The following is a 25781-nucleotide window of genomic DNA, read 5'->3' on the forward strand; positions in this document are numbered from 1 at the left end:
AAAACTAGCTGAAATAGATCAGGCCGAGCCAGTCGGCGACCAATGCGGGCTTTTCCTCGCCCTCGATCTCGACCGTGACGTTGGTCCGCGACAGCAATTCCTTCGGCTTGCGCAGCGTGGCTTCCGCCAGCACGAAGCGGCCGCGGACGCGCTTGCCGGAGCGCACCGGCGAGATGAAGCGCAGCTTGTCGAAGCCGTAGTTGACGCCCATCGCGGTGCCCTCGACGACCGGCATCACCTCGTACGACATGATGCTCATCAGCGACATCGTGAGGAAGCCGTGCGCGATCGTGGTGCCGAAGGCGGTTTCCTTCCTGGCGCGCTCGGGATCGACATGGATGAACTGGTGATCCTCGATCACGTCGGCATAGGTATTGATGCGGCCCTGATCGATCAGGTGCCATGAGGACACGCCGATCTCCTTGCCGACCATGCCCTGGTAGGTTTCCAGGGACACCGGCGGCTTCTTCCAGACTTCGTTCATTTGGCTAACTCTCCGAACCCGACGACCGCACCTTCTGCAGCTCCGGGAATTCCTCCTCGCGGAACTCCTGTCCGCGCAACGCATCGCTGCGATTATCGTCATGTTCGAGCCGGCGCAACTGCACCCGGCGGATTTTTCCGGAGATCGTCTTGGGCAGTTCGGTGACCAGTTCGAGCTTGCGGATGCGCTTGAACGGCGCGAGCCGCGTGTGCAGGTGCTTGAAGATCGACAGCGCCGTCTCCGGCGTGCGCTCGACACCGGCAACCAGCAGCACATAGGCCTTCGGGATCGCCAGCCGGATCGGATCCGGGCTCGGCACCACGGCGGCCTCCGCCACCGCATCGTGCTCGAGCAGCACGCTTTCCAGCTCGAACGGCGAGATCCGGTAGTCGGAGGATTTGAACACGTCGTCGGTGCGGCCGACGAAGGTCAGATACCCCTCGTCATCGGTGAACACGACGTCGCCGCTGCGATAGATGTCGCCGTCGGCGCCGCCGAGCTTGCCGTCGTCGCCCTGGTAGCCCTGCATCAGGCCGGCCGGCCTGTCAGCGCCGAGCAGTAGCGTCACCTCGCCTTCCCTCGCCGGATGGCCGTCATTGTCGGTGACCCGGACGCGATAGCCCGGCAGCGGACGGCCCATCGAGCCGACCTTGACCTTCTGTCCCGGCGAGTTGCCGGCGAGCGCACTGGTCTCGGTCTGGCCATAGCCGTCACGGATGGTCAGCCCCCAGGCCGCCTTGACCTGGTCGATCACTTCCGGATTGAGCGGCTCGCCCGCGCCGCAGACCTCGCGCAGCGAGACCTTGTAGCTCGCAAGCTGCTCCTGGATGAACAGTCGCCACACCGTCGGCGGCGCGCAGAGCGTGGTGACGCCGCAGCGGCCGATGATGGCGAGCAATCCCTTGGCGTCGAAGCGCGGCTGGTTGACCACGAACACCGTGGCGCCGGCATTCCACGGCGCAAAGAAGCAGCTCCACGCATGCTTGGCCCATCCCGGCGAAGAGATGTTGAGGTGGACGTCGCCGGGCTGCAGCCCGATCCAGTACATCGTCGAGAGATGGCCGACCGGATAGCTGCGCTGGCTGTGTCGCACCAGCTTCGGCTTCGCCGTGGTGCCCGAGGTGAAATAGAGCAGCATCGGGTCGTCGGCCTGGGTCGGACCATCGGGCGTGAAGCTCTCGGACGCCTTGGCGGCGTCCTCGAACGGGAGCCAGCCGTCGGCCGCCTGCGTCGCGCCGATCACGACGCGCACGAGCTTGTCGCTGCCAAGGCCGGCGAACTTCCCAACCTGATCCTGCGTGGCAACAACCGCCTTCGCTTTGCCGCGGTCGAGCCGGTCGCGCAATTCGTCTCCCGTCAGCAGCGTGGTCGCGGGGATCACGACGACGCCGAGCTTCATCGCCGCCAGCATGGTCTCCCAGAGCGGCACGACGTTGCCGAGCAGCAGCAGCAGATGATCGCCGCGCTTCAGCCCCTGCGCCCGCAGGAAGTTCGCGACCTGGTTGGAGCGGCGCGACAGCTCGGCGAAGGAGAGCTTCGTCTCATTGTTGCTGGCGGCATCGACGATCCACAGCGCCGGCCGGTCGCGGCTATCGGGATTGCGCGCCAGCTCGGCGTCGAACCAGTCCAGCGCCCAGTTGAATGGCGCCGGGTCAGGCCATCGAAACTCTTTGACCGCGGTATCGTAGTCGGCCCGATGCTTGAGCAGAAAAGCGCGTGCGTCCTGAAATGTGGTCATCTTCTTCCGAGCCCGTCGAGTGGCAACCAGCGTCACCTGCAAGCGTAGCCCGGATGGAGCGAAGCGCAATCCGGGGCCGGTCCGCGCCATGGCTGAAACTGTCCCGGATTTCGCTGCGCTCCATCCGGGCTACGAGTGAAGCCGCTACTTTCCAGCGAGGCTCCGAACGTGCTGGATAATCCCGGAAAAGTCGACCCCGCCATGGCCGGTTGCGTCGAAGGTCTTATAGATCTCCTGCGCATGCTGGCCGAGCGGCGTCGCCGCCCCGGCGGTCCTGGCCGCGTCCTGCGCCAGCGTCAGGTCCTTCAGCATCAGGTTGGTGGCGAAGCCCGGCTTGTAATCGTTGTTCGCCGGCGAGGTCGGCACCGGGCCGGGAACCGGACAATAGGTCGTCAGCGACCAGCACTGCCCCGACGAGGTCGAGGCGACGTCGAACAGCGCCTGGTGCGACAGACCGAGCTTTTCGGCGAGCACAAACGCCTCGCCCACCGCGATCATGGAGATGCCGAGGATCATGTTGTTGCAGATCTTGGCCGCCTGCCCCGCGCCGGCGGCGCCGCAATGCACGATCTTCTTGCCCATCTTCTCCAGCACGGGCTTTGCCGCAGCAAATGCCTTGTCCGCGCCGCCGCACATGAAGGTCAGCGTCGCGCCCTTGGCGCCGCCGGTGCCGCCCGACACGGGAGCATCGACCGAGGCCATGCCATGCTTGGCCGCAAGCGCGTGCGCCTGCTTGGCGCTTTCGACATCGATGGTCGAGCAGTCGATGATCAGCGTGCCCTTGGCCATCGCCGGAAGAACGTCGTTCCAGACGCCGAGCACGTGCTTGCCGGCCGGCAGCATGGTGATGACGACGTCGGCGCCCTTTACCGTGGCGACGCCGCTTTCGGCGATCGCGGCGCCGTCTGTCTTGGCCTGGTCGCGCGACGCCGCGACCAGATCGAATGCGGTCACCTTATGGCCGGCCTTGACCAGATTGGCCGCCATCGGCCCGCCCATGTTGCCCAATCCGATGAATGCGACGTTTGCCATGGAAGTTCCTCCGCTTGCGACGTTTCTATTTGCTGTCTGGAAATGTCAGTTCGTCGGCGCCGATCTCGGCGAAGTAACGCGCGACCATCTCCGGCGTTACGTCCTCGATTCGCGGCGGCGACCATTTCGGATTGCGATCCTTGTCGATCACGGCGGCGCGCACGCCCTCGCGGAAGTCGTCGCTGGCGAATACCTCGAGCGCGGCGCGATATTCGCGCACCAGACACTCCTCCAGCGTCGCGGCAGTCCGCGCCAGCCGCAGCAGCTTGAGCGTCACGACCATGCCGCGCGGCGACTTCTCGCCCAGCGTCTTGAGCGTCGCCTGCGCCAGCTCCGATCCGTCAGCCTTCAGCGCGGCAACGATCTCTTCCATACGGTCATGCGCGAACCAGCCATCGATCTTCGCCTGCAGCGCAGCAACGGGACCTGACGCCTCGCTGGTCGCAAATCCACCGATCAGCCCGTCGATCGCGGCCGATGTCGTGCCCGGTCCAACCTGTGTCAGCGCCTCGCGCAGCGCCGCGAGCTTCGCGCTCGGCACAACGGCATCGGCGAACTTGGCGTAGATCGCGTCTGGGCCGTTCATGGTCGTCCCGGTCAAGCCGAAATAGGTCCCGAGCTCGCCCGGGGTGCGCGACAACAGATAGGTGCCGCCAACATCGGGGAAGAAGCCGAGGCCGACTTCTGGCATTGCGAGCTTGGTCTTCTCCGTCACCACGCGGTGACGGCCGTGCGCCGACAGTCCGACGCCGCCGCCCATCACCAGCCCATCCATGAACGCGACATAGGGCTTCGGATACTTCGCGATCCGCGCATTCATGATGTATTCCTGACGCCAGAACACCTTGCCGAGGTCTCCCTTCACCTTCGAGCTCTCGTAGAGCCCGCGGATGTCGCCGCCGGCGCACAGCCCGCGTTCGCCTGCGCCCTCGAGCAGCACCACGGCGACTTCAGGATCGTGCTCGAACCGGTCCAGCGCCGCATCTATGCCCTCAGACATCTCCAGCGTCATCGCATTGATCGCCTTCGGCCGGTTGAGCCGGATCACGCCCAGCGCCCCTTCCCGGCGAACGATCAGGTCGCCGTCCGCAGCCGCCGCATCATTCATCGCGCGCCCTCGATCATCTTGCGCGACACGATCAGCCGCATGATTTCATTAGTGCCTTCGAGGATCTGGTGCACGCGCAGATCGCGAACGATCTTCTCGATGCCGTATTCGCTCAAATAGCCGTAACCGCCGTGCAGTTGCAGTGCCTGGTTGGCGACCTCGAAGCCGACATCGGTGCCGAAGCGCTTGGCCATTGCACAGAGCATGCCGGCGTCCGGGTCCTTGCGATCGAGCGCGGCCGCCGCGCGCCACAGGAAGGTGCGTGCGGCCTCGAGCTCGGTCGCCATGTCGGCGATCTTGAACTGCAGCGCCTGGAACTCGTCGAGGCGCTTTCCGAACGCCTTGCGGTCCTTCATGTAGGCCAGCGCCTTGTCGAGCGCCGCCTGCGCGCCGCCGAGCGAACACGCCGCGATGTTGAGGCGGCCGCCGTCGAGGCCGGCCATTGCGATCTTGAAGCCGATGCCCTCCTCGCCGAGCCGGTTCTCGACCGGCACGCGCGCATTCTCGAACACGACAGCGCGGGTCGGCTGCGCGTTCCAGCCCATCTTGCGCTCATTGGCGCCGAACGACACGCCGGGCGTCTTGCCGTCGATCACCAGCGTCGAGACACCGCCGGCCCCGTCGCCGCCGGTTCGCACCATCGCGACCAGGAGATCGGTGCCACCGGCGCCCGAGATGAACTGCTTCTGGCCGTTGAGCACGTAATGATCGCCGTCACGCACTGCGCGGGTGCGCAAAGCGGCGGCGTCCGAGCCTGCGCCCGGCTCGGTCAGGCAGTAGCTCGCCAGATACTCCATGGTGCAGAGCTTCGGCAGCCACTTCCGGCGCTGGGTGTCGTTGCCATATGCATCGATCATCCAAGAGGCCATGTTGTGGATCGAGATGAAGGCCGACGTGGTCGGGCAGCCGGTCGCGAGCGCCTCGAAGATCAGCGCCGCATCGAAGCGAGTCATCGCCGAGCCGCCGACGTCGTCGCGGATATAGATGCCGCCGATGCCGAGGCTCGCCGCCTCGCGCATCACGTCGACAGGAAAGTGCTTCTTCTCGTCCCATTCGAGCGCATGCGGCGCGATCTTCTCCGCCGCAAACGCCCGTGCCATGTCGCGAACCGCGATCTGGTCCTCGTTGAGAGCGAACTGCATCTCGCCGCTCACGATGAAGACGTCACTTCATCGTCGGGATCGAGAACTCCGCGCCCTCCTTGACGCCGGACGGCCAACGCGACGTCACCGTCTTGGTCTTGGTGTAGAAGCGGATCGAGTCCGGACCGTGCTGGTTGAGATCGCCGAAGCCCGACTTCTTCCAGCCGCCGAAGGTGTAGTACGCGATCGGCACCGGGATCGGCACGTTGATGCCGACCATGCCGACATTCACCTTGGCCGCGAAGTCGCGCGCCGCGTCGCCGTCGCGGGTGAAGATCGCAACGCCGTTGCCGTAGTCGTGGTCGGACGGCAGCGCCAGCGCCTCCTTGTAGTCGTGGGCACGCGCCACCGACAACACCGGGCCGAAGATCTCTTCCTTGTAGATCCGCATGTCCTTGGTGACGTTGTCGAACAGCGAGCCGCCGAGATAGAAGCCCTTCTCGTAGCCCTGCATCTTGAAGCCGCGGCCGTCGACGGCGAGCGTGGCGCCTTCCTTGATGCCGATGTCGATGTAATTCTTCACCTTCTCGACCGCCTCGCGCGTCACCAGCGGACCGTAATCGGCCGACGGATCGACCGAGGTGCCGATCTTGAGCGACTCGACGCGCGGAATCAGCTTTTCCATCAGACGGTCGGCGGTGGCCTTGCCGACGGGCACCGCAACCGAGACCGCCATGCAGCGCTCGCCGGCCGAGCCGTAGCCCGCGCCGATCAGCGCATCGACAGCCTGGTCCATGTCGGCATCGGGCATCACGATGGCGTGGTTCTTGGCGCCGCCGAAGCACTGGCAGCGCTTACCGGTCTGGGCCGCGCGCGTGTAGATGTATTCGGCGATCGCGGTCGAGCCGACGAAGCCGATCGCCCTGATATCGGGATCGTCGAGGATGGCGTCGACCGCTTCCTTGTCGCCGTTGACGACGTTGAGGATGCCGGCCGGCAGGCCCGCCTCGATCATCAGCTCGGCAAGCCGCATCGGCACGCCGGGATCGCGCTCGGAGGGCTTCAGGATGAACGCGTTGCCGCAGGCAATCGCGGGCGCGAACTTCCACATCGGGATCATCGCCGGGAAGTTGAACGGCGTGATGCCGGCGACAACTCCCAGAGGTTGCCGCAACGAATAGATGTCGATGCCGGGGCCCGCGCCTTCGGTGTACTCACCCTTCATCAGGTGCGGAATGCCGCAGGCGAATTCGACCACTTCGAGGCCGCGCTGGATGTCGCCCTTGGCGTCGGGAACGGTCTTGCCGTGCTCGCGTGCGAGCAGCTCAGCGAGCTTGTCGTAGTCGCGCTGCACCAGTTCCAAGAACCGCATCATGACGCGGCCGCGGCGCTGCGGGTTGGTCGCCGCCCATTCCGGCTGCGCGGCCTTAGCGTTTTCGACGGCTGCGCGGACCTCGGCCTTCGAAGCCAGCGCCACCTTGCCCTGGACCTCGCCGGTCATCGGCTCGAAGACGTCAGCCGTGCGGCCCGAGGTGCCTTTGACCTCCTTGCCACCGATGAAATGTCCGATTGCGCGCATGGATAACCTCCCTTGAAAGACCTGAATCGCCAGCCTGCCGGCGAGATCGCTTTACAAACCCTATTGACCCTGCATTTTATAGGATTCAAGTCCGATAAATTGCACCATAGATGTGCGGAAATGCTGGATCAAGGCGGCGGCACAATCGACTGGGACGACTTCCGTTTCGTGCTTGCCATCGTGCGCGGCGGATCGGTTTCGGCCGCCGCCAAGCAGCTCGGCGTCGATCATGCCACAGTGATCCGGCGTGTCGACCGGCTGGAGCGTCACCTCTCCGCAAAACTGTTTGATCGCCGCAAGACCGGCTACCTGCTCACCGAGGCCGGCCAGCGCGTCGCCGACAGCGCGGAGGCCATGGAATCCACCATCGTGGCCAACCAGGAGGCGGTCGGCGGCTCGCGCGCGCATTTGACCGGCACGGTGCGGATCGGCGCCCCCGATGGGTTCGGCAGCCACTTCCTGGCCTCGCGGCTGGTCAAGTTCGCCGAGCGGTATCCCGATCTCGACCTGCAGCTCGTCGCGACCGCCCGTCTGTTCAGCCTGTCCAAGCGCGAGGCCGACATCGCGATCAGCCTGACCATGCCGAAGGAAGGCCGGATCGTCGGCCGCAGGCTGCTCGACTACACGCTCGGGCTATATGCCGCACCCGCCTATCTCGCGCAGGCGCCTGACATCACCGGACGCGCCGACCTGCCGAAACACCGCTTCGTCGGCTACATCGAGGAGCTGCTGTTCACGCCGGAGCTGGACTATCTGCCGCTGGTCTCGTCGAAGATCTCCGCCAAGTTCCGCAGCGCCAATCTGATCGCCCAGCTCAACGCGACGATCGCCGGCTTCGGCATCGCCGTGCTGCCGCATTTCATGGCGACCGCGCATCCGGAATTGCAGCCCGTGCTGCCGGACGAGGTGCGGATCTCGCGCACCTTCTGGCTCTTGATGCACGCCGACAGCAAGGACCTCGCGCGCATCCGCGCCGTGGCCGACTACATCTACGAGACGGTCGAAGCCGAGCGCGCGCTGTTCGGCGGGCCGTGATGATGGTGCGCGCAGTTCCATCCGCGTCATTGCGAGCGCGGCGAAGCAATCCATAGGGCAGCTTTCGCGGGAGCATGGATTGCTTCGTCGCTTCAGCGCAAAATTGCCTTGCAATTTTGTCGCGAGCTCCTCGCAATGACGGCGCTTGGTCTAACTCGCCTTCGCCTTCTTCGCCGGCGCCTTGGCGGCCGCGGTGCGGCCGAGCACCGCCTCGCGGCCGGCGCCGAGGACCTCGTCGGACAATTCGCCATTGCCGGCGATCCGCGACATCACGATGGTGCCCATCATCGTCGCAAGCGTCGCCATCGCCTGCTTGCGCGCTGTCTTGCGCGGCACGTCGAGGATCTGGTCGGCAATCATGTCGATCATCTGCTCAAGCTTGAGCGCGAACGCCTTCCGCGTCTTCGGGCTCTCGCGGGCGATCTCGGCGCCGAGCGCCGGAATCGCGCAGCCATGGCCGGGATCGTCGCGGTGGATCGGCGTCAGATAGCCGTCGACGATGGTCGCAAGCCGCTTCTCGGGTGGCATCTCGGCGACAATCTTGCGCCAGCGTTCGGTGCCGCGGTCCATCGCATGGTTGAAGGCCTCGATCACCAGCGCCTCGCGCGAGTCGAAATGCGCGTAGAAACCGCCATGGGTCAGGCCGGCGTCCTTCATCAGATCGGCGACGCCGATGCCGTGCGCACCCTTTTCGCGCAGCCGGACCGATGCCTTCCGCACGATCCGCGCATGGGTTTCCTGCTTGTGTTCTTTCGAATAGCGCATACCGGTCTCATGGAATGTTTCTAATCATATAATAGCAGATTTGCGCCGGAAAAGCTGTAGTTATTTCGCCTTTACACCCTCCCCGATCATCGAGAAGGTCGCGGGTTGCGTGCACTGCGAGATTGCCCTTGCCGCGCGGACGAAGCCTTCGGTGTGGCTGGTCTGCTGGCCGGGGTTGATGTCCCAGCCTTCGGCTGTGACGGTTCCCGAGCGCACCGAGAGCGGGCGCAGATAGATCAGCTTGAGATCCAGCGTCGCCGCCCCCTCGCTGCGCAACCGCCGCTTCGATCCTTGACAGGAGCATGCTTTGTCCGGGAAGTGGCGCGACCAATCCTGCTGCGAGACCATCACCATGGACATGCTCAATCCTCATTGCGGTATCGACCGCGACAGCCGCGGCGTCGTCCGCCTGACGATCTGCAATGCCGGCAAGCTGAACATCGTGAGCTCGGCCGTGACCAGTGGCGTGCGCGAAGGCTTCGAGCATCTCGCCTCCGATTCGACCATCCGCGCGGTGATCCTCGCCGGCGAAAGCGAGCGGAGCATGATCGGCGGCGCCGACATCAAGGAGATGGCGAACCTCGACCAAACCTCCGCCGAGCAGTTCATCAGCCGCCTGCGCGACCTCTGCGAGGCCGTGCGCAAGTTTCCGGCGCCGGTGATCGCCCGCTTGCCCGGCTGGTGTCTCGGTGGCGGCCTCGAGGTCGCGGCCGCCTGCGACGTGCGCGTCGCCGCGCATGACGCGATGTTCGGCATGCCCGAGGTGCGCGTCGGCATTCCCTCGGTGATCCACGCCGCGCTGCTGCCGCGGCTGATCGGCTGGGGCCGCGCGCGCTGGCTGATGATGACCGCGGAGAACATCGACGCCCCGACCGCGCTGGCCTGGGGACTGGTCGACACGGTCGCCAAGCCCGGCGGCCTCGATGACGCCGTCGAGCACACCGTGAAAGCGTTGCTGGAATGCGGCCCGGAGGCGCTGCGCATCCAGAAGGATCTGCTGCGGCAATGGGAAGAGCTGCCGCTGACCGAGTCAGTCAATCTCAGCGTCGGCGTATTCGGACAGTCGTTCCTGACCGGCGAGCCGCAACGGCTGCTGCAGGGATTCCTGGATCGGAAGCGGTAGCTATCTGACGCCTTGTAGCCCGCATGAGCGCAGCTACATGCGGGACGACCATCCTGCGAGCTCTTCACCGCTCATTCAGTTTGCGCTCAGCCTGAGACGGGAATCTCGACAAACACCAGCGTGCCGCAACCTGGCTTGCTTTCGAGCGCGATTCGGCCGTTCAGCGACGACACGACGATGTTGAACACGACGTGCAACCCGAGCCCGATGTTGCCCCTCTCGCGTCCGGTGGTGAAAAACGGGTCGAACACTCGTGCCTGCAAATCCTCGGCGATGCCAACGCCTTCATCGGCGCAAACAATCCGCACCAGCGCTTGGTCGAGCGGCGTCACCGTCACCTTGAACGGCCCGCCGCCGCCATCGGGATACGCATGTGCCGCCGCGTTGAATGCCAGGTTGCTGATCACTTGCGCTAGCGCCCCGGGATAGCTGTTGAGCACGATTCCGTGCGGGCACGCGACTTCGACCATCAGTCCCTGACGGGACAGCAACGGCCCGAGCTTCGAGATCAGCTCGGAGAGCCATCCCCCGAGTTCGAATGTGTGGCGTTCCTCGTCGGCTTGATGGATCGCGACCTGCTTGAAGCTGTGCACCATCTCGGACGCCCGATGCAGGTTTTCAAAGGTGATCCGAAGGCCCTCCTCGATGCGTCCAATGCCCCTCGTCAGATCGGACCGCCGCACGGCAGCGCCGTTCAAAGCGCCACGCATCGCTCGCAGGTCCGCCTCCATGGTGGTGGACGTGGTCAGCGCCAGGCCAAGCGGCGTACTGACCTCATGGGCGACACCGGCGACAAGCTGCCCGAGCGATGCCAGCTTCTCGGCCTGCACAAGATGCGATTGGGTTGCATGCAGATCGCGTAACGAAGCTTCCGAGCGCTCCTTTTCCTGCTTCAGCGCCTCCGCCGTCCGAAACTGCTGGCGCGCGCGATACTCGCGCGCGGCGACGGCATAGAGCGACAGAGCATAGGCGTTGAGGACGAGGGAATGGTTGATGAAGCGCAGGCCCGGCGGCAAGGCAGGCCCAAGGGATTCGGCAATGCACAGGGCGATCCATGTCGTGAGACAGAACACGACCAGCGGCCCAATCCGCAGCGGCAGCATGGTCGAGACGAACAAGATCACCATGATCATGCCGGGTGCCGCATAGGTGAAGCCCGAGGGCAAGACGAGGTAGATGCTCGGCAGCACGCAGCCCGGGACGACGCAATAAACCAGGAAGATCGTCTCGGCCCAGGCTTTCATCGCGGGCGCGGAGAGCAGCGCGGTCAACGGCAGCAGAACGAGCACGGCGATGCCGCCGCGGATCGCCAGCGTGGTCGACACGATTTCGGGATAGAGAAACCAGTCCCAGAACGAATATCCGGCATAGGTGAACGCGCCGAGCAGCATCGCGACCTGCGTCCAGCCGATATTGCCCCGCACGTACTGCTCCACGAACCGGCGCTCTTCGGCGATGTCGTCGAAGCGCAGTCCAAGCCGGGTCAAAAGGCTGAGCATTGCGGTGAAAGGTCTTGGCACGGGCAATCGGAGCGCGGGAAACGATCTACGATAGCGTCTCCACGCTGTCGCGTCCTTTGCCGCACCTCCGGTCATGGCGCGGCATCGCGCCGCGCCCCCTCACCGCGCGTTCGCGGGCGCGTGGACCGGCCAGAGATCGGCGCGCCAGTGCAGCGTGATGGCCAGCATCGCGACGAGGCCGGCGGCCGCATAGAGCGTGCCGGTCGCGGAATAGCCGATCAGATCGATCAGGCTGCCGGCCGCGAGCAGGCCGAGCGGCAGGCCGTAGATCACCATCATGCGCACGCCCATCACGCGGCCGCGGAGATGGGCGCTGGCGTTGCGCATCAGCATCACCGCGGCCGAGATCATCGACATGCTCTGCGCGATGCCGGCCAGCACGAGGCAGGCCATCGCCACCGGCATGGTCCTGATCTCCACGAACACCAGCAGCATCGCGTACCAGGCCACGGTGGCGCCGATCAGAAGCCGGGCGATGCGCACGCCACCGGCCATGCTGAGCGTGATCGAGCCGATCAGCGAGCCCACCGCGAAGCTCGCCGACAGATAGCCAAGCCCGGTCTGGTCGGTATGGAAGATGTCGCGCGCGACGTAGGGCAACAGCCCGTTGGTCAGGGGAAACGCGGTGAGATTGGCCAGGAACGCGACGCAGAGCGCAGCGCTCATTCCCGGACCGCTCCAGGCGTAGACGATGCCCTCTTTCAGGTCCCGCAGCACCGTCCCAGCCAGCGTGGCGTCGGCCGGGCGATCGGCTGCGCCATGCGATTGAACCGGACGGGTCATGCAGAGCATCAGGATGGCGGCCACGAAATAGAAGCAGGCGATCCCGATGTAAACAAAACCGATGCCGAGCACGGCGAACAGGCTGGCGCCGGTCAACGCGCCGGCGATGCGCGCGCTGTCCTGCGTCGTGCGCGCCAGGCTGATGGCGCCGACCAGTTGCCCCGGCGGCATGATGTCGGCGAGCAGCGCGCCGCGCACGCCGAGGTCGGAGGGCCGGATCAGGCCCATGATCGCGACGATGATCATGACGTTGAGCGGCGCGAGATGGCCTGATAGCGCCAGCGTCATGATGGTCCCGGAGAGCGCCGTATAGGCGAAGCGCATCACGGCCAAGAGATCGCGATGCCCCATGCGGTCTCCGATCATGCCGACCACAGGCGCGATCAGCGTCCCGACATATTGCAGCGAGGCGAGCACCGTCAGCAGCAGCACCGAACCGGTCTCGACCATGATGTACCAGCCGAGCACCAGCGTCTCGACCTCGAACGCCCACGAGGTGAGCAGATCGGACGGCCATTGAAAGCGATAGTTGCGGATGCGGAATGGCGCGAGCGCGGATGTCCGCGTGCCTCCGCTCAAGACGCGATGACGCGTGTCACGGCGTTCCCTGCCCTTTTCTTGGTTCTTTTGGTTCGTCTTTCTTGGTTCTTTTGGGAAAACTTCCCTGTCGAGCAGCGTAGCGCTGGCGACGCGCGTGTCAATCGCAACCGCCGCATGCGGCCATGCTCGACGGCATCAGTCCGCAACGTGCCGTACCGCCCCGCGAATGAGGAAGCGCAGCCTTGTAGCCCGCATCAGCCAACAAGTCGCGCTCGTACGTGTCCCCAGACATCGGCGCGTCCATCCGGCCTACGCGAGTTGGATCGCGACGCACCGACATTGCGTAGTGTAGTTGAGGGAGAACGTCGCGGCTCGCCGCGCGTGACGAATCGCTTCCCTAGTGAACGCCTGCCAAGGCTGCATTGCGCCGCCGTCGGACGACTCGACGCTGCGCGGTGTTCGATGCGCGAGATCCGTGCTTCTCCCTCGCTCTCTCCGCCAACAGTTCTTTCTCCGCTTGGTACCAGAACGCATCCATCTTGATGTTGGGCCTGCCGGCAGTTTGCCAAAGCTTGTAGGCCCGCGTTCGGATATCCTGCTCAGTCAAGGCACGCATGGTTCCGCTCCTGACCTTCGAATCCTCCAGGTAAAAACTTGCTGCGGGCTAGAGTCGTTCCCGCGGAACCCCGATGCGCTGGACATCCCTTCGATCTCGGAGCTTGCGATTGAGATTTTACAGGATTGCTGTCGCTCCCGACTGACGGTTACAGCGGACTCCAGGTGAGGTCATTCAGAACATTCCGATCAACGTCAGGACGACTACCTGATGGCGACCACAGAAACGCGTCGCGTGCCGACAATGAATTCATGACGTGCCTCCCACCCTGCGGAGTTCCGCGGTCTCCTGGACAAATGCGCAAGCGGAGAGTGTTTCGCTCGCGCACGACACCATGCGCGGTTCCTGCCCCATGCGAAGAATCGGGAACAGATCCCATGTCTCAATCGTTTTTTTTAGTGTCACTTCTCTGAAAGGAGACACCTATGAAACAATTGATCCTGGCGCTCACTGCGTTGGCAACGCTGACTGCGGGAGCGGTCACTTCAGCAAAGGCCGTAGAGTTTGGCGTCGGTCCGAATGGCGTTTACGTCGGTCCGGAGCGGTATCGCCACTACAACGAATATTACGACGAAGGTTACCGCAGGAACTGCCGGGTCGTCATTGACCATCGGATCAATCGTTATGGCGAGGACGTCGTGATCCGCAGACGTATCTGCGACTGATCTCTGCGACTGGCGGTGAGCTAGGCTAGTGGGGGCTTGCTTTTCGCAAACGCGCCCCCGAGCGCGGTGCGAGACGTTCAACGCGACGCCCGCGGCGGGCGTGACTAACCGCCCCGACCGAGCAACTCAATTTTTTTGCTTCGTGCATTCCGGCTGATCGCCCGTCATCCGCGTTTGTCACGTGAGCCGATCAATGATGTTAAAAAGCTGGTCGCAGGACGCCTCGATTCTCTTTTGTGGAGAAGTGGCGATGCCGAGCAACAGACCGGATCGCGCCGAAGTCCTCGACGCATACCAAAGCGACAGAGGAGTAGGCGCCAATCCGAATGATGCCGCTTTCCTGGCGACAGAGAGGTCAGAACCCCCCTCCGGCAATGGCAGGACGGCTGCCAATCCACCGATCGTGACGTTTCTGACGCGGCCCCGTAGGCATTTCAGCAATGCGTCGCCTTGCGCTGCATAGACTCGCTTCGTGCGGCGAAGATGCCGCAGATAGTGGCCGCCGCGCACGAATTCAGCGGTCGCGAGCTGCACCGAGGGCCCAGGCGCCGGCGCCAGGCACGCCGCAACTTCGACAAACCGAAGCGCCAGAGATGGAGGTGCAACGACAAAGCCCAGCCGCAAGGCAGGGGTCAGGGTTTTGCTGAACGACCCGATGTGAATGACGCGCCCAGCACGATCGAGAGAAGCGAGCGCCGGCGTGGCCCGGCCCTTCAACTGAAGTTCGCTCAGATAGTCATCCTCGATCACCCACACCCGCTCCTGAGCGGCCCAGTCGAGAAGGCGCGAGCGTCTTGCCAGTGACAATGTGAATCCGAGCGGGGCCTGCTGTCCGGGAGTTACGACGACCAGCGCTGCGTCAGGTGCGTGTTCCAGGCCATAACTGACGTCAATGCCGTCCGCGTCAACCGGGATCGGTTCAATCGACAACCTTGCAAGCTCGAGACCCTGCTGAGTGAAGGGAAAGCCTGGATCCTCCACCCAGACTTTCTTCTGTTCGAGGCCCAGCACACGAAGCGCCAGTCCAAGGCCGCTGCTGAAGCCTCCTGTAATGATAATCTGGGAGGGCGTACATTCGATCCTGCGCGCCAGCGCAAGATAAGCTGCGATCTCGCGCCGCAATTCCAGCTCGCCACGCGGATCCGGGTATAGGGCCGGCGCGCTCATTTCCGCGCGAACCGCCTTTGTGTGCATCCTCGAGAATAGTTTGGCGGGAAATGTCTCCTGGGCGGGCACACCCATCTGAAAAATGGCCGGCCCCGCAGTGAGTTCCTGGTACATCTCCATGAACGAGCCGGGGTCGGGGGCTTCTTCCTGTAGAACGGCGAAGGAAGGCCGATCCGCGACATGCGTTCCAGTTGCGCGCGACGCGACGATCAGTTGAGCAGAGGAGAGCCTTTCATACGCCGCCCGCACGGTGCCTCGCGCGACGCCAAGCTGAGCCGCCAAGTCCTGCCAGGAGGGCAGACGAGCTCCCGGCGCGAGCACGCCGCTCTCGATGGCGGCCCCGATACCTTTGCGGATCTGCTCCGCCAGCGGCGTCTTCGCAGATCGATCAAGCTCCAATCGCAGCGGCCTGGTCATGCTCCCTGGTACACGATTTTTGTGCGTTCTTGGTGCTTTTTTGTGGACCAGGGCGGGAGCACCTATGGGTGCAAAGGAGAGCCTGACCATGCAAATACCATCCGTTCTCGCCGCCTGCGCCGCCGTCGTCATTGCCGCGGCAATGCCTGTCTCCGCCCATGAAGCGGGCCAGACGGTCACGCCGACCTTCCAGCAGCCGATCACTAACATTCCCGGCAAGTCGCTTGTTGCCGTCGTTGTCGACTATGCGCCGGGCGGGGCGTCGCCTTCGCATGTCCACGCCAAGTCAGCTTTCATCTTCGGCTACGTGCTGTCTGGAGAAATTGAATCGCAGGTGAATGACGAACCGACGCGAGTCTACCGCGCGGGCGAAAGCTTTTACGAGACGCCGGGCTCTCGCCATCCCGTCAGCCGCAACGCCAGCAAGACCGCCCCCGCAAAGCTGCTCGCCGTATTCGTCGTCGATACGGACGATAGGCAACTGACCACCCCCGTCAAACAGGACGACCATTAAGGAGCACGACATGAGTATGCGCCTCGATTACAACCATATCGCGCCGGCAGGCTCGAAAGCCCTCGGCGGAGTCTACGGCTACGTCTTGCAGAGCAAGCTTCCTGCCACGCTGATCAACCTCGTCTATCTGCGTGTATCGCAGATAAACAACTGCGCCTATTGCCTCGACATGCACACGCGCGATCTGCTCAAGAGCGGGCAGAAAATCGAGAAACTCGCGCTGGTGCAGGCGTGGGCGGAAGCGGGCAATCTCTTCGACGAGCGCGAACGCGCCGCCCTCGCGTGGGCCGAAACGGTGACCCGCGTAGCGGATACCGGCGTGCCGAATCAAGCCTACGAAGCTGCCCGCGCGATCTTCGATGAACGTGACCTCGTGGATCTTACCGTCGCGATCAGCGTGATGAATGCTTACAATCGCATGGCGATCAGTTTCCGGAATACACCGCAAGCTGCCATCGGGATGGCGGCGGCTTGATGAAGATCGATGATATAGAGAGAGGAGACTGAAAATGACCGACGTGATTTCCGGCGTCAAGATTCCAGACAGCAAGCTGGCGCGGGAGGCAGCCGAGCTGGTGCGCCAGTACGAAAACGAGATGTTGTTCAACCATTCAGTTCGCGTCTATGTATTCGGAGCGATGAAGGGAATTCGTCAGAATCTGAAATTCGATTCCGAGCTGCTCTATGTCGCGGCGTTGTTTCACGATCTCGGGCTTGTCGATCACTACCACACCGACAAAGCGATTTGAAGTCGACGGCGCCGACGCAGCGCGCGAATTTCTCCGGGCGCACGGCATTGCAGAGCCAAAGGCTGATCTGGTGTGGGAAGCGATTGCGCTGCACACCACCCCCGGGATTCCACAATATATGCGACCGGAAATCGCTCTCACGAACGCAGGAGTTTTGGTGGACGTCGTGGGAGTTGGATATGACGACTACACGCCGGAGCAACGCGAGCAGGTGATCGCTGCATTTCCGCGCGGTGACTTCAAGAATGAATTTCTCGAGATACAGACTTGCTCGGCCTTGAAGAAGCCTCAGACCACGTTCGGGACGGTCAATTTCGATTACATCGAACATCGCGATCCTACATTTCGCAAGCCGAACGCGTGCGTCCGCATCCGTAACACTCCCTGGCATAGCTGAGCTTTCGTCGAGCCGTCCGGGTCAAAGCTCGATGTCGTCTCGTTGCCCCAAAAGCCGACATGCTTCCATGTCGGCTTCGGCGTCACCGCTCGAGGGTAAAGCAGACGTGACGGATTAATGAAGTGCACGCCCGAAGTCAGTCGGTTTCCAGCCCTCGTCGGGTGCCGCGAGCAGCCAAAACTCCCAATCATTGATTTGCCCGACGTGGCAAGCCCTCGCAGCAAAAATATTTCTGTTTATCAGAATAGCAACTCAGTGTATGAATGGCCCGTCTCACCCGCCTGAGGGGCGCTTCGCGATCGTCACGAGTGTCGGGTTGGCATGCGGTGGACGCCGATGTCACGGCTGACGAGCGTGGCAGATAGCGGACGGTGAAGTCGTGCAGGCTGACGCCCTAGTGGCAGGTGTCTCATCGGCAGGAGGCCAAGTGCCTTGCCGATGACGGTGACAACAAAGCCCAGTCTCGCCGGGGAGAGCACGTATAAGCCGTAAACCATCGCGCAGGGAAAGCCGGGATTGCTCCGGTTTCACCTGTGGTCCTACCTCCCGTGCTTTCCATTTGCACGGGACCCATGGGTGCGATCGGCACCCGGCTTTCCCTGCGCCCTCTGCTCGATGAGAGGGCGGAACGAGAGGCAAAACTCGGACGATTCCCGTCGCGAGAATGCGGATGTATGACTCACCAGTCGCGCCACACACTCACTGTCGTCCTGGCGAAAGCCCATAGGCGCTAAAATAGGATTTGCGCGTTGGATTTGCTTGTGATTCCAAGATGGGATGAGGCACGAATCGCTTGTGAACGAAGACTGGGCGCGTGTTGTTGCGCGGCTTGGCGGGGCCGATGCTCTCGGGGTCAGCGCCCGCGAGACGAAGGCGTTTGTCCGCCCGCGAGAGATTAGCAATGCGGTCGATTTGCTGCGTCTGATCCTGGCGTACTGTCTCGGCGAGAGGGGTCTGCGGTTGACGACGGCATGGGCAACCTCGGTGGGCCTTGTCGATATCTCCAACGTGGCTCTGTTGTATCGCTTGCGTCAATGCGGGGATTGGCTGGCGCGCCTGGTAGGCCAAGCGCTTGTGAGCGGTGCACCGAAGGCGAGCCGCGGTCGCCTGATCCGCATTGTTGACGCCACGACGGTCCCCAAGGCTGGGACGAGCGGCAGGAACAAGAACGCGGTGTGGCGTGTCCACAGTGCGTTCGATCTTCCGCGGGAGCGTTTTGGTCACTTCGAATTGACTGATGAGCGCGGGGGCGAGACGCTGGATCGGATACCGGCGGTTGCCGGCGAAATCCGTCTTGCCGATCGCGCCTATCTGCAGCCCGAGCGCATGGCACGTCTGCTCGATGCCGGTGCGGACTTCGTGATCCGGTCCGGCTGGAAGAGTGCGCGTTGGCTTGATGCCGAAGGTGGTCTGGTTGATCTCACGGCCGAACTGCGCAAAGCCACGGCAGGCGGCATGATCGATCGGCCGATCTGGATAAAACGCAGGTCTGGCGTGCCGCTCGCCATGCGTCTGGTTGCGATCAGGAAGCCGGCGCAAGCTGCCGCGGCTGCGCGACGCAAGGCACGCCGGACCGCACAAAAGGGAGGCCATCAGCTCTCCAGGCAAACACTGGACGCCGCAGATTGGGTGATCCTGGTGACCTCACTCAAACCAAAGGACTTCACGACTGCCGACATTTTCGCCCTCTATCGGCTACGATGGCGCATCGAGCTCGGCTTCAAGCGGCTGAAAAGCTTGATTGGCCTGAAGGGGCCGCCCGGAACTGACGAGCGATCCGCCAGACCCCATATCCTTGCCCATCTGCTGATCATTCTTCTGCTCGAGCCGCTCGTCGACGAACTCGAGGACTCTCCCCGCTTGGCCGACGCCGCCTGACCCGCCCAGGGGCGTGGCGTCTCCTGCACCAGCTCGTCGCTTCGCTACGGCAAGCCATCATTCCCCAGCCCGCAATCGCTTGCCTCCGCAGACTCCGCTCCACGCTCCGGCGGCACCTCCGCGAGCCGCCCAGACACAAGCGTCGCTATCAAGCAATCCAACTATCTTAGCGCCTATGGGCGAAAGCCGGGACCCATTACCCCGAATGTTTGTCGCTACGCATCGCCGGAACGACGAGTCCCGTTCACAACACGAGCCGCGGCGTATGGGTCCTGGCATTCGCCGGGACGACACCATTGTTGCGGCGACTGACGCGCAACTGTCGCGAGGGACGCAGCCCCTGCTCCCCATTCAACTCATGCGAACGCGACAATTTGTCATGCGGGTTGCATTTTTTGCGGCGCATCATATGATGTGTGTAATTCAATCAAATCTCCGACATTCATGGGAGTCCCGCCATGGCAACCAGCCACGATCCCGTCGTCATCCTCTCCGCCGCCCGCACCCCGCTCGGCCGCTTCATGGGCGAACTCACGCCCTTTCCCGCGCACAAGCTTGGATCGCATGTGATCGGCGCGGCGCTGGAACGGGCCAAGCTCGCGCCCGAACGCGTCGACGAGGTGTTCATGGGCAACGTCTTGCCCGCCGGTCAGGGCCAGGCCCCTGCCCGCCAGGCCGCGCGCGGCGCCAAGCTGCCCGACGCCACCGGCGCCACCACCGTCAACAAGGTCTGCGGCTCCGGCATGAAGGCGACCATGCTCGCCCACGACATCATCAAGGCCGGCTCGGCCGAGATCGTGGTGTCTGGCGGCATGGAGAGCATGAGCAACGCGCCGTATCTGTTGCAGAAGGCGCGCGGCGGCTATCGCGCCGGCCACGACCGCATCATCGACCACATGATGATGGACGGGCTGGAGGATGCCTACGAGACCGGCCGTTCGATGGGCGATTTCGGCGAGGCGACCGCGGAGGCCTATCAGTTCACCCGCGCCGACCAGGACACCTACGCGATGGAGACGCTGAGCCGCGCCCGCAAGGCGGTCGAGGGCGGCGCGTTCAAGGCCGAGATCGTGCCGATCACGCTTGCCGAGAAGGCCGGCCCGCGCATCATCGCCAATGACGAGCATCCGCTGAAGGTCGATCCGGCCAAGATCCCCGGCCTGAAGCCGGCGTTCCGCGCCAACGGCACCATCACGCCCGCCGCCTCCTCGGCCAATGCCGACGGCGCCGCCGCGCTGATCCTGGCAAGGCGCTCGCTCGCCGATCGCGACGGCCTGCCTGTGCTGGCCGAGATCAAGGGCCATGCCACCCACAGCCAGGAGCCGCAGTGGTTCACGACGGCGCCGATCCCGGCGATCCGCAAGCTGCTCGACAAGGTCGGCTGGAGCGTTGGTGACGTCGATTTGTTCGAGATCAACGAAGCGTTTGCAGTCGTGGCGATGGCGGCGCAGCGCGACCTCGGCATCGACAGGGACAGGCTCAACATCAATGGCGGCGCCTGCGCGCTCGGCCATCCGATCGGCGCCACCGGCGCACGGCTGATCGTGACGCTGCTGCATGCGCTGGAGGCGCAGAATTTGAAGCGCGGCGTCGCGGCGCTCTGCATCGGCGGCGGCGAAGCCACCGCGATCGCGGTCGAGCGGGTGGCCCACTAAGGCTTGATGCTCTTTGGTTGATATCTGTCCGCAGAGAGCTTCGCCTCTCCCGCTTGCGGGGGTCGAGACGAGCGCAGCTCGCTCTTAGGCCGACGCGCCTCGCGCGGCGGGTGGGGGCTGCTCTCTCCACGGTGGGACTCGCGGCGAGACCCCCACCCCCAGCCCTCCCCCCGCAAGCGGGAGAGGGAGCACAGCATCCCCGCAGACGCCAATTTCGTCGCGGACTGCCGAGTCCGAAAACGAGGGAACTATGTCATTTTAGACATGGCTCCCTCATGCCATATTGAGCATCACGAATAAGACCCTCATCGCTTTTCACCTCTGCAATTCACCTGGGACTCAATGATCTCGAACTGGCTTGCTTCCACCCTCGCCCGCCGCAACACCCACTACGGTTGGGTGATGGTCGGCGTCACCTTCCTCGCCGCGCTGATCTCGGCCGGCACCGTCGGCGCGCCCGGCGTCTTCATCGTGCCGTTGCAGAAGGAATTCGGCTGGAGCACCGCCGAGATCTCGTCGGCGCTGTCGATCCGCTTCATCCTGTTCGGGCTGATGGCGCCGTTCGCCGCCGCGCTGATGAACCGCTACGGCCTGCGCAACGTGACGCTGGCGGCGCAGTTGATCGTCGTGTCCGGATTGCTGGCGTCCCTCTTCATGACGCAGGTCTGGCAGTTGATGCTGCTCTGGGGCGTCGTGATCGGCATCGGCACCGGCATGACCGCGCTGGTGCTGGGAGCGACGATTGCCGCGCGCTGGTTCGTGGCGCGCCGCGGCCTCGTGGTCGGCATCCTCACCGCAAGCGTCGCGACCGGACAGCTCGCTTTCCTGCCGCTGCTCGCAACCATCACCGAGCACTATGGCTGGCGTGTCGCGCTGGGGCTGGTCTGCGTCGTGCTCGGCATCGCGGCCTTTGCCGTGCTGATGGTGATGCGCGACCGGCCCAGCGACGTCGGCCTGCGTCCGTTCGGCGACGACGGCACAGCGCCCTTGGCCCCTCCGCCGCCGGCCAATGCACCGATCATGGCGGCCGCGCTCGGCACGCTGCGCGACTCCTCCAAGTCACCGGCGTTCTGGATCCTGTTCGCGACCTTCTTCGTCTGCGGCGCCTCGACCAACGGTCTCGTGCAGGTGCACCTGATCCCGATGTGCCTCGACTACGGCATCCCGCAGGTGCAGGCCGCGAGCCTGCTCGCTGCGATGGGCATCTTCGATTTCTTCGGCACCATCATCTCGGGCTGGCTGTCGGACCGTTACGACAATCGCTATCTGCTGTTCTGGTATTACGGCCTGCGCGGGCTGTCGCTGATCTACCTGCCGTTCTCGGATTTCTCGTTCTACAGCCTGTCGCTGTTCGCGATGTTCTACGGGCTCGACTGGATCGCGACGGTGCCGCCGACGGTGCGCCTGACCGCGCAGCGCTTCGGCGCCGAGCGCGCCAATCTGGTGTTCGGCTGGATCTTCGCCGGTCACCAGCTCGGCGCCGGCGCCGCCGCGTTCGGTGCGGGGCTGTCGCGGACGGTCTATCAGACCTACCTGCCGGCCTTCTTCATCGCAGGCGCGCTGTGCGTGATCGCCTCGCTGATCGTGCTGGCGATCGCGCGGCAGCAGACTCACGCCGAGGCGAAGCCGGCGGTGAAGCCGGCTACGGCCTGACCTCGGCGCCTCGTGCTATTCCGCAGCGAGCTCGGTCGGCGTCCTCTCCACGGCCTCCTTGTTGTAGTCGTGCACGACGCGGCCGAACGGCAGCGTGAGGTCGGCGAGGAAATGATGCGCGCCGATCACACGCTTGACCGGGAAATCCGCCACCGGCGCGTTGACATGCGGCACTAGATGCAACCGGCCGGGCCCGATCCAGGAGCCCTTGACCACGATGTCGGTGAGGTTGATCGCGACGAGCTGGCAGACGTCGAGACGACCGTCGACGCCGGGGATCATCTTCAGATTGATTTGCGTCTTCGACAGCGTGGCGCGGGTGATGTCGCCATTGCCGGCCATGCTCTCGTGCTTGTAGCCCATCGTGCCCATGGCAACGAGCTGACCGGCATATTCCAGCGTGCCGGTCAGCGTGTCCTTGACGATCTCGAGCTTGGGATGGGCGTATTTCTTCGGAAAGCCCCAGATCTCGCGGCCCGCGGCGATCGGCGGATCGTCGTCGAGATACATCTGGCAGACGAAATTGACCTCTTCGCCGTTGAGCCGTGCGAGAACGGCATGGGCATCGTGATCCACGACGTGCATCGCGAGAGCGAGCCATAAGGGGGCACGCCATCCGCCGTCATTGCGAGCCAACGGGTCGCGCGAACGCGCGCCCGATGACAGGCTCCGCGAAGCAATCCATGCCACAGCTTGCGGACAGCTGGATTGCTTCGTCGCTGCGCTCCTCGCAATGACGGTTGGACAGCGCTTACGGCCGCGTCGACATGTTGCCGGGCGGTCCCGGCGTGCGGATCGGTTCAGCCAGGCGCGCGAACTCGCAGAGCAGCGAGCGCGTCTTGCGCGGATCGATCACCTCCTCCACCCAGAACTTCTCGGCGGAGCGGAACGGCGAGCGCAGCTTGTTGAGACGGTCCTCGATCTCGCGCAGCTTGGCGGCGGGATCGGCGGCCGCATCGATCTCGGCGCGATAGGCCGCCTCGATGCCGCCCTCGAGCGGCAGCGAGCCCCAATAGGCCGACGGCCAGGCGTAGCGCATCGAGAAGCGGTTGGCGGGCTGGTGCACGACGCCGGCGACGCCGAACGCGTTGCGGATGATGATGGTGCACCAGGGCACCGTGCTCTGGTTGACCGCCGCCATCGCCCGCACGCCGTGGCGGATGGTCGCCGACTTCTCCGCCTCGAGCCCGATCATGAAGCCGGGGCAGTCCATCAGATAGACCACCGGCAGATGGAAGGTCTCGGCGAAGTCGACCCAGCGCACCACCTTCTGGCAGGCATCCGCCGTCCACGAGCCGCCGTAGTGGAACGGATCGCTCGCCAGCAGCAACACCGCCCGGCCCTCGATCCGCGCCAGACCCGTGATGATCGGCCGGCCGAAATTGGCGCTGACCTCGAAGAACGAGCCCTTGTCGACCACCGCCTCGATGATCGGGCGCATCTTGTAGACCTGCCGGCGATTGCGCGGCACCGCCCTCAGAAGCGACTCCTCGGCGCGTTCAGGATCGTCCGTGCACGGGATCGTGGGCGGCAGCTCGTAGACCGACGACGGCAGATAGGAGAGGAAGCGCCGCGCATATTCGAACGCCTCCTCCTCCGTCTCGACGGCCTGGTCAATCCCGCCGGCGCGGGTCTGGATATCCGCGCCGCCAAGCTCCTCCTTGGTCAGATCCTGACCCAGCCGCTTCACGACCGGGGGGCCGGCGACAAACATCGCGGAGCTGTTCGTCATCACCGAATAATGCGTCGCCGCCAGCCGCGCGGCGCCGAGGCCGGCGACCGAGCCGAGCCCGAGCCCGACCACGGGCACGCGCGCCAGATTGGCGAGCGTGAACCAATACGCGCGCGTGCCGCCGACGCCGCCGGGCAGATTGGCCGCGCCTCTGGTCTCGATGGTCTTCACCGAGCCGCCACCGCCCGAGCCTTCGATCATGCGGATGATCGGCAGCCGGAAGTCATGCGCCATCTCCTCCGCCATCAGCGGCTTGGCGGAAATCGATGCGTCGGCCGATCCGCCGCGCACGGTAAAGTCGTCGCCGACCACGACCACCGTGCGGCCGTCGACCCTGGCGCGACCGAACACGCAGTTCGCCGGCGTCAGATGCTTGAGCTCGTTGTTCTCGTCGTATTCGGCAATGCCGGAGATGGCACCGATCTCGTGGAAGCTGCTCTGATCGACGAGCTTGTCGATGCGTTCGCGGACGGTCAGCCGGCCCTGGTCACGTTGTCGCTTGACCTTGTCAACGCCTCCCATCTCCCGCGCGAACGCTTCGCGCCGGGCGAGGTCGTCGAGTTCCGGCTTCCAGTTCATTCATTGCCTCCGTCTTGATCATCTTGTTGTTGTTATGGGCGGTCACCGGAAGCGATTTACGATCGAGCCGGTTAGAGAAGATATCGCCGTCGGCGCCTTCGAGCAGGCTGCCCACCGCGGCGCCGAGTTCGATCATCTGTGGCGCGACTTCGGCATGCAGCCGCTTCTCGTCATACATCGCCGAGAGCAGGCCGATCGTCGTCACGACATAGGTCTGATATTGCGGCGACCACAGCGGCACCGCGACGCCATTGATGTGCGGGCTCCAGAGGCCGCAGGCGACGACATAGCCATGTTCGCGCAGATGACGGCGGTTGGCCTCGATGCGCGGCGTCAGCAGCTTCGCGCCATCGGGCATCTCGCGCTCCATCTCTGCGATCAGCGCATCGCCGACCTCGGGATCGAGCGCCGCTGTATAGGCATGGCCCGCGGCCGTGGTCGCCATCGAGATGCGGCTGCCGGTGGTCTCGTGCAGCCCGAGCGCATTCGCAGCGCGGGCGAATTCGAGATAGACCAGATGAAAGCGATCCGGGATGACGAAGCCGACCGTGCCGGGCAATTGCTCGGCGACGTCCTGCAAGCGCAGCCGGATCAGATTGCGAAGCTGCAATCCCTTCATCATCGTCGTGCCCATCGCCACCGCGCTCGGCCCGATGCGATACTTCTGATCGCGCGGCAGATAGACGAGTTGTCCCATCCGCGTCAGCGTGTGCGTCAAGCGCGACACCGTCGAGCGCGGCAGGCCGCAGCGATTTGAGATCTCGAGATTGCCTAATCGAGACTCGTGGCCCTCGAAACATCGCAACACATCAAAGGCGCGCGACACCACCTGAATGACATCGCCATCGCCTGTCTCGCCGGCGAGCATTCCCTGCCTGCTAAGCCGTTCCGAGCGCCGTCCCATATCCTTGGCTCCCATTCCGTCCTGCGGAATAAAATTCCACTTGCAGAACAAGCTACCTCAGGCAAT

General features: G+C 64.2%; 21 protein-coding genes and 3 pseudogenes. 9 read left to right on the forward strand and 15 right to left on the reverse strand.

The genetic code is table 11. From position 1 onward, the window contains the following. Positions 1-4: 4 nt before the first annotated feature. The 6 genes from MTX19_RS22925 to MTX19_RS22950 form a co-directional block, all read right to left on the reverse strand. The gene (locus MTX19_RS22925; protein ID WP_280979421.1) at positions 5-484 is read right to left on the reverse strand and encodes a MaoC family dehydratase; all 480 of its coding nucleotides are present in this window, start codon (positions 482-484) and stop codon (positions 5-7) included. 4 nt (positions 485-488) lie between these two features. Next, on the reverse strand, positions 489-2222 hold the full coding sequence (locus tag MTX19_RS22930) for an AMP-binding protein (protein WP_280979422.1): 1734 nt from the start codon (positions 2220-2222) through the stop codon (positions 489-491). 144 nt (positions 2223-2366) lie between these two features. Continuing rightward, positions 2367-3254, reverse strand: a complete 888-nt coding sequence (gene mmsB / locus MTX19_RS22935; RefSeq protein WP_280979423.1) for a 3-hydroxyisobutyrate dehydrogenase — start codon at positions 3252-3254, stop codon at positions 2367-2369. Positions 3255-3279: 25 nt separating this feature from the next. After that, complete coding sequence (locus tag MTX19_RS22940; RefSeq protein ID WP_280979424.1) at positions 3280-4362, reverse strand: enoyl-CoA hydratase/isomerase family protein; 1083 nt, start codon at positions 4360-4362, stop codon at positions 3280-3282. Then, positions 4359-5504, reverse strand: a complete 1146-nt coding sequence (locus MTX19_RS22945) for an isobutyryl-CoA dehydrogenase (RefSeq protein ID WP_280979425.1) — start codon at positions 5502-5504, stop codon at positions 4359-4361. Before MTX19_RS22945 ends, MTX19_RS22940 begins: the two co-directional genes overlap by 4 nt. A 22-nt stretch (positions 5505-5526) precedes the next feature. Beyond that, complete coding sequence (locus MTX19_RS22950) at positions 5527-7023, reverse strand: CoA-acylating methylmalonate-semialdehyde dehydrogenase (RefSeq protein WP_280979426.1); 1497 nt, start codon at positions 7021-7023, stop codon at positions 5527-5529. A 120-nt stretch (positions 7024-7143) separates the two neighbouring features. Between MTX19_RS22950 and MTX19_RS22955 the strand changes: the two genes are divergently transcribed. Beyond that, positions 7144-8058, forward strand: coding sequence for a LysR family transcriptional regulator (locus tag MTX19_RS22955; RefSeq protein WP_280979427.1), 915 nt, complete (start codon positions 7144-7146; stop codon positions 8056-8058). 150 nt (positions 8059-8208) lie between these two features. Here the strand turns inward: MTX19_RS22955 and MTX19_RS22960 are convergent, their stop codons facing one another. Both MTX19_RS22960 and MTX19_RS22965 read right to left on the reverse strand, forming a co-directional pair. Beyond that, positions 8209-8823, reverse strand: coding sequence for a TetR/AcrR family transcriptional regulator (locus MTX19_RS22960; RefSeq protein WP_280985482.1), 615 nt, complete (start codon positions 8821-8823; stop codon positions 8209-8211). 60 nt (positions 8824-8883) lie between these two features. Further along, positions 8884-9090: pseudogene (locus MTX19_RS22965) on the reverse strand (PaaI family thioesterase); the annotation flags it as partial. A gap of 85 nt (positions 9091-9175) precedes the next feature. Between MTX19_RS22965 and MTX19_RS22970 the strand changes: the two are divergent. Then, positions 9176-9946, forward strand: coding sequence for an enoyl-CoA hydratase (locus tag MTX19_RS22970; protein ID WP_280979428.1), 771 nt, complete (start codon positions 9176-9178; stop codon positions 9944-9946). Positions 9947-10032: 86 nt separating this feature from the next. Here MTX19_RS22970 and MTX19_RS22975 read toward each other — a convergent pair whose 3' ends face one another. The 3 genes from MTX19_RS22975 to MTX19_RS22985 all read right to left on the reverse strand — a co-directional run bounded on the left by MTX19_RS22975 (position 10033) and on the right by MTX19_RS22985 (position 13405). After that, positions 10033-11445 carry a HAMP domain-containing sensor histidine kinase gene (locus tag MTX19_RS22975; RefSeq protein ID WP_280979429.1) on the reverse strand — a complete coding sequence of 471 codons (1413 nt, stop codon included), beginning with the start codon at positions 11443-11445 and terminating at the stop codon, positions 10033-10035. Between the two features lie 120 nt (positions 11446-11565). Further along, positions 11566-12828, reverse strand: coding sequence for an MFS transporter (locus tag MTX19_RS22980; protein ID WP_280979430.1), 1263 nt, complete (start codon positions 12826-12828; stop codon positions 11566-11568). A 358-nt stretch (positions 12829-13186) separates the two neighbouring features. Beyond that, positions 13187-13405: a DUF2934 domain-containing protein gene (locus MTX19_RS22985; protein ID WP_280979431.1), complete on the reverse strand. Its 219-nt coding sequence runs from the start codon at positions 13403-13405 to the stop codon at positions 13187-13189. Positions 13406-13830: 425 nt separating this feature from the next. On the opposite strand from MTX19_RS22985, the gene MTX19_RS22990 reads away from it, so the two are divergent. Next, the gene (locus MTX19_RS22990; RefSeq protein ID WP_280979432.1) at positions 13831-14070 is read left to right on the forward strand and encodes a hypothetical protein; all 240 of its coding nucleotides are present in this window, start codon (positions 13831-13833) and stop codon (positions 14068-14070) included. 177 nt (positions 14071-14247) lie between these two features. Here MTX19_RS22990 and MTX19_RS22995 read toward each other — a convergent pair whose 3' ends face one another. Then, a complete protein-coding gene (locus MTX19_RS22995; protein ID WP_280979433.1) occupies positions 14248-15654 on the reverse strand; it encodes a PLP-dependent aminotransferase family protein in 1407 nt (468 codons plus the stop codon). An 88-nt stretch (positions 15655-15742) separates the two neighbouring features. On the opposite strand from MTX19_RS22995, the gene MTX19_RS23000 reads away from it, so the two are divergent. From MTX19_RS23000 to MTX19_RS23025, 6 genes and pseudogenes are all read left to right on the forward strand, one after another. Beyond that, positions 15743-16168, forward strand: a complete 426-nt coding sequence (locus MTX19_RS23000) for a cupin domain-containing protein (RefSeq protein ID WP_280984860.1) — start codon at positions 15743-15745, stop codon at positions 16166-16168. Between the two features lie 10 nt (positions 16169-16178). After that, positions 16179-16643 (forward strand): carboxymuconolactone decarboxylase family protein, encoded by a 465-nt coding sequence (locus MTX19_RS23005; protein ID WP_280979434.1) that lies wholly within the window; start codon positions 16179-16181, stop codon positions 16641-16643. A gap of 34 nt (positions 16644-16677) precedes the next feature. After that, positions 16678-17314 (forward strand): annotated as a pseudogene (locus tag MTX19_RS23010) (HD domain-containing protein). Positions 17315-18109: 795 nt separating this feature from the next. Then, positions 18110-19192 (forward strand): transposase, encoded by a 1083-nt coding sequence (locus MTX19_RS23015; RefSeq protein ID WP_280979716.1) that lies wholly within the window; start codon positions 18110-18112, stop codon positions 19190-19192. A 458-nt stretch (positions 19193-19650) separates the two neighbouring features. Continuing rightward, the gene (locus MTX19_RS23020; protein WP_280979436.1) at positions 19651-20847 is read left to right on the forward strand and encodes an acetyl-CoA C-acyltransferase; all 1197 of its coding nucleotides are present in this window, start codon (positions 19651-19653) and stop codon (positions 20845-20847) included. Between the two features lie 342 nt (positions 20848-21189). Then, positions 21190-22500 carry an MFS transporter gene (locus MTX19_RS23025; protein ID WP_280985483.1) on the forward strand — a complete coding sequence of 437 codons (1311 nt, stop codon included), beginning with the start codon at positions 21190-21192 and terminating at the stop codon, positions 22498-22500. 15 nt (positions 22501-22515) lie between these two features. Here the strand turns inward: MTX19_RS23025 and MTX19_RS23030 are convergent. The 3 genes and pseudogenes from MTX19_RS23030 to MTX19_RS23040 form a co-directional block, all read right to left on the reverse strand. Continuing rightward, positions 22516-23049: pseudogene (locus MTX19_RS23030) on the reverse strand (acetoacetate decarboxylase); the annotation flags it as partial. Between the two features lie 202 nt (positions 23050-23251). Then, positions 23252-24811 (reverse strand): carboxyl transferase domain-containing protein, encoded by a 1560-nt coding sequence (locus MTX19_RS23035; protein WP_280979437.1) that lies wholly within the window; start codon positions 24809-24811, stop codon positions 23252-23254. Then, positions 24741-25715, reverse strand: a complete 975-nt coding sequence (locus MTX19_RS23040; protein WP_280979438.1) for an IclR family transcriptional regulator — start codon at positions 25713-25715, stop codon at positions 24741-24743. The genes MTX19_RS23035 and MTX19_RS23040 overlap by 71 nt, the downstream gene beginning before the upstream one ends. Positions 25716-25781 lie beyond the last annotated feature (66 nt).

It is taken from the genome of Bradyrhizobium sp. ISRA464 (genome assembly GCF_029910095.1).
Lineage (GTDB): Bacteria > Pseudomonadota > Alphaproteobacteria > Rhizobiales > Xanthobacteraceae > Bradyrhizobium.